This is a genomic window from Lonsdalea britannica, from assembly GCF_946477055.1.
GTDB lineage: Bacteria > Pseudomonadota > Gammaproteobacteria > Enterobacterales > Enterobacteriaceae > Lonsdalea > Lonsdalea britannica_A.
On sequence record NZ_CAMKXG010000272.1, the window covers coordinates 1 to 4,521 of the forward strand.

The 4,521-nt window shown below is 58.4% G+C and carries 5 protein-coding genes; 1 reads left to right on the plus strand and 4 read right to left on the minus strand.

What is annotated here, in order from left to right; genetic code table 11:
- The coding region (locus Q7O77_RS14985) for a LysR family transcriptional regulator substrate-binding protein (protein WP_304169128.1) at window positions 1-812 on the plus strand (812 nt) is incomplete at its 5' end.
- 59 nt (window positions 813-871) lie between these two features.
- Here the strand turns inward: Q7O77_RS14985 and fabI are convergent.
- From fabI to sapC, 4 genes are all read right to left on the minus strand, one after another.
- On the minus strand, window positions 872-1,660 hold the full coding sequence (fabI, locus tag Q7O77_RS14990; protein ID WP_304169131.1) for an enoyl-ACP reductase FabI: 789 nt from the start codon (window positions 1,658-1,660) through the stop codon (window positions 872-874).
- 153 nt (window positions 1,661-1,813) lie between these two features.
- Window positions 1,814-2,629: a putrescine export ABC transporter ATP-binding protein SapF gene (gene sapF, locus Q7O77_RS14995; RefSeq protein ID WP_304169134.1), complete on the minus strand. Its 816-nt coding sequence runs from the start codon at window positions 2,627-2,629 to the stop codon at window positions 1,814-1,816.
- Complete coding sequence (gene sapD, locus Q7O77_RS15000; protein WP_085653288.1) at window positions 2,629-3,621, minus strand: putrescine export ABC transporter ATP-binding protein SapD; 993 nt, start codon at window positions 3,619-3,621, stop codon at window positions 2,629-2,631. Before sapD ends, sapF begins: the two co-directional genes overlap by 1 nt.
- Before the next feature lie 15 nt (window positions 3,622-3,636).
- On the minus strand, window positions 3,637-4,521 hold an 885-nt coding region (gene sapC, locus Q7O77_RS15005; protein WP_304169138.1), incomplete at its 5' end, for a putrescine export ABC transporter permease SapC.

Sequence of the window (4,521 nt, forward strand, 5' to 3'; positions counted from 1 at the left end):
AGCTGGGTCTGTCGCTTATCAATCGCGGCAATAATTTCGATGGTTTCACCGCGGAGGGCGAACGTGTGCTCGCCTGGGCGCGTGAGATGGTGGCGGTTTATCAAGGACTAAAGCTGGAAGTCGACGCCCTGAAACGCGGCACCAGTGGGCTGGTCCGGATCGGCGCGGTCCCTCAGTGTGGTATCGCGGTGCCGCAGATGCTGGCCGCGGTGCGCTCCCTTTATCCTGAACTGGCTTTTCAGGTGTCGCTATTCAGCGCGGATCGCTTGTTGGAGGCGTTGCAGGCGCATGACGTGGACGTCGGGATCGGCTTTTTTAAATCCGCGATGCTCGAAGAACCGCGTTTTCAGGTCACCACGTTGGGCGCGCCGCATATGGCTCTGCTGTTTAATCCACAGCATTTTCCGGCGCTGAAAGGCGATACGCCGCTTTCGCTGGCTGACATCGCTGAGCTGCCGCTGTGCCTGACGGACACCGGGCGCTATCTCCGCGGGTATCTGGATTCGCTCTGGCAGGACGCCGAGGTGACGCCCAACGTCGTGGTGGAAAGCGACTCGGTTTTACAGCTGATTCAAAGCGTATTTGTCGGTCTGGGATGCGGCATTGTGCCGCAAGGCAGCCTGTTGCCGGAAATGACCCCGCAGCTGGCGTGGCGCAGTCTGACGTTGCCGCTGATGCCGCGTACGACGGCCGTCGTGATCGCCGAACAGGGGCGAGCAACGGCATTGGCCCAGCATTTTTTCAATGTGGCGGCGGCTTGGTTAGCGCGACAAAACGCAGGATATCAAGAGGGGACGAGCAACGTCGTCTAAGGCATGGCAGGGAAAGGGCGAGAAAACAAGCGAGCCCGAAGGCTCGCTTGTCGGAGGGATTAATCCAGCTCCAGTTCGTTCATCGCAGCGATGTTGAAACCGCCGTCAACGTGCAGAACTTCACCAGAAATCCCGGCCGCCAGGTCGGAGCACAGGAAGGCGGCGGAGTTGCCGACATCTTCGATGGTCACAACGCGGCGGATCGGCGTCACGGCTTCGCAGTGAGACAGCATCTTTTTGAAGTTCTTGATGCCGGAGGCCGCCAGAGTACGGATCGGACCTGCAGAGATCGCGTTCACGCGCACGCCCTGAGCGCCCATGGCGTTCGCCATGTAACGTACGTTGGCTTCCAGAGACGCTTTCGCCAGACCCATCACGTTGTAGTTCGGGATGGCGCGCTCTGCGCCCAGGTAGGACAGCGTGACCAGTGCGGAGTTCGGGTTCAGCATTTTGCGGCAGGCTTTCGCCATCGCAACGAAGCTGTAGGAGCTGATGTCGTGAGAGATTGAGAAACCTTCACGCGTCACGGCATCGACATAGTCGCCGTCCAGCTGGTCGCCCGGTGCGAAGGCGATGGAGTGTACGAAACCGTCAAAGTTCGGCCATACTTTCGCTAATTCGGCGAACAGCGCTTCGATGCTGGCATCTTCCGCAACGTCACACGGCAGAACGATGTTAGAACCGAGTTCGCTGGCAAAACCTTCCACGCGAGACTTCAGTTTGTCGTTCTGATAAGTGAACGCCAGTTCGGCGCCTTCGCGTTGCATCGCCTGAGCGATACCGAATGCGATGGAGCGGTTACTGGCAACGCCCGTTACCAGAATGCGCTTACCATTAAGAAAACCCATAGCAGTATCCTTGTAATCATTATTGCTGCGATCGCCGTTAAAGAATTATTGGTTAATGGCGACCGGTGTGAATAAACCGGGCGATTCTAGCATGAGTGATGCCAGATGTAATACTTTGGTCATCACAGCCTCATCATGCCCGGACAGGGGGAATCAAAGAACGCCGCCGTCGCTTCTCCAGGCATCGGCGCTCAGTGCTTCGCCAAAGTGGCTGGCGATCAGGCGTTTGGTCAAATCGTGCAACGGCGCCGCCAAAACGTCCGCGGTGCTGCCGCGCTCGACGACTTCGCCGTTGTGCATCACCAGAATCTGATCGCTGATGTGTTTCATCATCCCCAGATGCTGGGTGACATAGATGTAGGAGATACCGTGTTTTTCCTGCAACTCCAGCATCAGGTTGATGATTTGTGAACGCATGGACATATCCAGCGACGCTAACGCTTCGTCAGCCACGATCACTTTCGGTTGCAGGATGAGCGCTCGCGCCAGTCCAACACGCTGTTTCTGACCCGGCGCTAGCGCGTGCGGGTAATATGACGCGTGATCGGCGCGCAGGCCGACCTGACGCAGCGCCAGATAGACGGCCTTTTCCCGTTCTTCGGGGCTGAGCTGGGTGTTGAGCCGCAGCGGCAATTCCAGCAGCTGACCGATACGCTGACGCGGATTTAGCGCATTACCGGCATCCTGAAAAATCATGCGGATACGCTGGCTGCGATAGCCGTAATCGCCATATTCTAGCGGATGATCGTCTATCACCAACTGACCTGAGGTGGGCGGAAGTACGCCCGCCAGCATTTTCGCCAGGGTCGACTTCCCGGAGCCGTTCTCGCCGATAATCGCCAGCGTCTGGCGTTCGCGCAGGGTAAAGCTCACCGACTTGACCGCCTCGACGTGCTGCCGCCGGAACAGACCAGTACGGTAGCGGAACGTCTTGGTGAGATTGCGGGCTTCGAGCAGGGTCTCCACCATCAGGATTCCTCCATATTGAGCGGGAAGTGGCAGGCATACCAATGGTTCTTCGCCACGATCAGCGGCGGCGTGATCATGCATTCGCGCTGCGAATAGGGGCAGCGCGGACCGAGACGACATCCGACAGGCAGGTGCTCCAGCGACGGGATCGCGCCGGGCAGGGTATTCAAGCGGCTCTTGTGCGGGAGCGCGCGGCCAAAGTCCGGCATCGCGCGGATCAACGCCTGTGTATAGGGGTGATGCGGGGTGCTGATCAACTCACTGCTCAGCGCGCTTTCAACGGTCTGACCGCAATACAGCACGTTGATGCGATTCGCCCATTTACTCATGGTCTGCAGGTCATGGCTGATCAGCAGAATCGTGGTGTTGTTGTTTTGATTCAGCCGCGATAGCAGGCGGAAAATCTGCGCCTGCGTGGTGGCTTCCATCGCGTTGGTCGGCTCATCGGCAATCAGCAGCCGCGGTTGGTTGGCCAGTGCGATGGCGATCATGACTTTCTGACACTCCCCTTCGGTCAGCTCATAGGGGTAACTGCCCATGATGTCTTTATGATCCTTGATCCCCACCCGGTGCAGCAGCGCGATGGCCCGGCGCTTACGCCAGTTGAAGCGCTGCCACCAACGTCCTTTGTAGGTCCAGCCTGGAATCGACTGTACCAACTGACGTCCGATTTTGGCGGAAGGGTCAAGACACGACTGCGGTTCCTGAAAGATCATCGACAGATTGTGACCCACCAGCTTGCGTCGCTGTCTGGGCGTGAGCTTCAGCATGTCGATGTTGTCGAAGCGGAAACGGTCGGCGGTCACGCGCCAGTTGTCTTTGGTGATGCCGCAAATCGCTTTGGCGATCAGGCTTTTCCCCGACCCGGATTCCCCCACCAGACCGCGAATTTCGCCTTCGCTCAGGCTGATGCTGACGCGATCGACAGCTTTGACCGGCCCTTCGGCGGTCATGAATTCGATGGTCAGATTACGAATGTCCAGTAATGGCATACCTTTTTTCCACCACTATTCGGTTTGTGCCAGCAGAGAACGGCGCAGGCCATCCCCCAGCAGGTTGACGATCAGCACGCTCAGGGTAATCGCTCCCCCTGGCAACATGACGGTCCAGGGCGCGGCGTAGACCAGCTCCAGCGAATTTCCCAACAGCGTTCCCCATTCGGTCGTCGGCAACTGCGCGCCCAGATTGAGAAAGCCCAGCGCGGCAATGTCCAGAATGGCGACCGACAAGGCGCGGGTGAATTCGCTGACCAGCAGCGGCAAAATATTGGGCAGCACGGCATACCAGATGATGTAGCGCGTGGACGCGCCATCCAGCCGCGAGGCAATCACATACTCTTTTTCCAGCTCGTCATGCACGGCCGTGTAGATGGTGCGCACCATCCTCGGCAACAGCGCCAGCCATACGGCGAGCATGGCATGTTCGAGCTTTGGACCGATAAAGGCGATGACCACAATCGCCAGCAGCAAAGAGGGGATTGACAGCAGGGTATCCAGAATATGGTTCAGGATCGCGGAACGGAGTCCATGAGTCACCCCCGCCAGCAGACCTACCAGCACGCCGAACAGCGCTGCGGCCAGCGTGACCAGCAATGCCGAGCCGATGGTCGGCGCGGTGCCGCTCAGCAGTCGGCTGAGGAGATCGCGGCCTAAATCGTCCGTCCCCAAAAAGAACGAGACTTCGCCATAGTGCGACCACGACGGCGGCAGCAGCTGATAGCCGAGGAACTGCTGATCGACGGCATAAGGGGCGAGCGAGTGGCCGAACAGACACAGCGCGATTAGCACCAGAAAACCGTAAAACCCGATCATCGCCAGGTGATCCTGTTTGAACATGGTCCAGGTATCACGCCAGCGGCTAGGCTGATGTTTTTCGCGATAAATATTATCGGA

What these genes read in the sequence shown, in the direction of transcription:
- sapD (WP_085653288.1), bottom strand. Translation starts at nt 3,621, where the DNA reads ATGCCATTACTGGACATTCGTAATCTGACCATCGAATTCATGACCGCC.
- fabI (WP_304169131.1), bottom strand. Translation starts at nt 1,660, where the DNA reads ATGGGTTTTCTTAATGGTAAGCGCATTCTGGTAACGGGCGTTGCCAGT.
- sapF (WP_304169134.1), bottom strand. Translation starts at nt 2,629, where the DNA reads ATGGTGGAGACCCTGCTCGAAGCCCGCAATCTCACCAAGACGTTCCGC.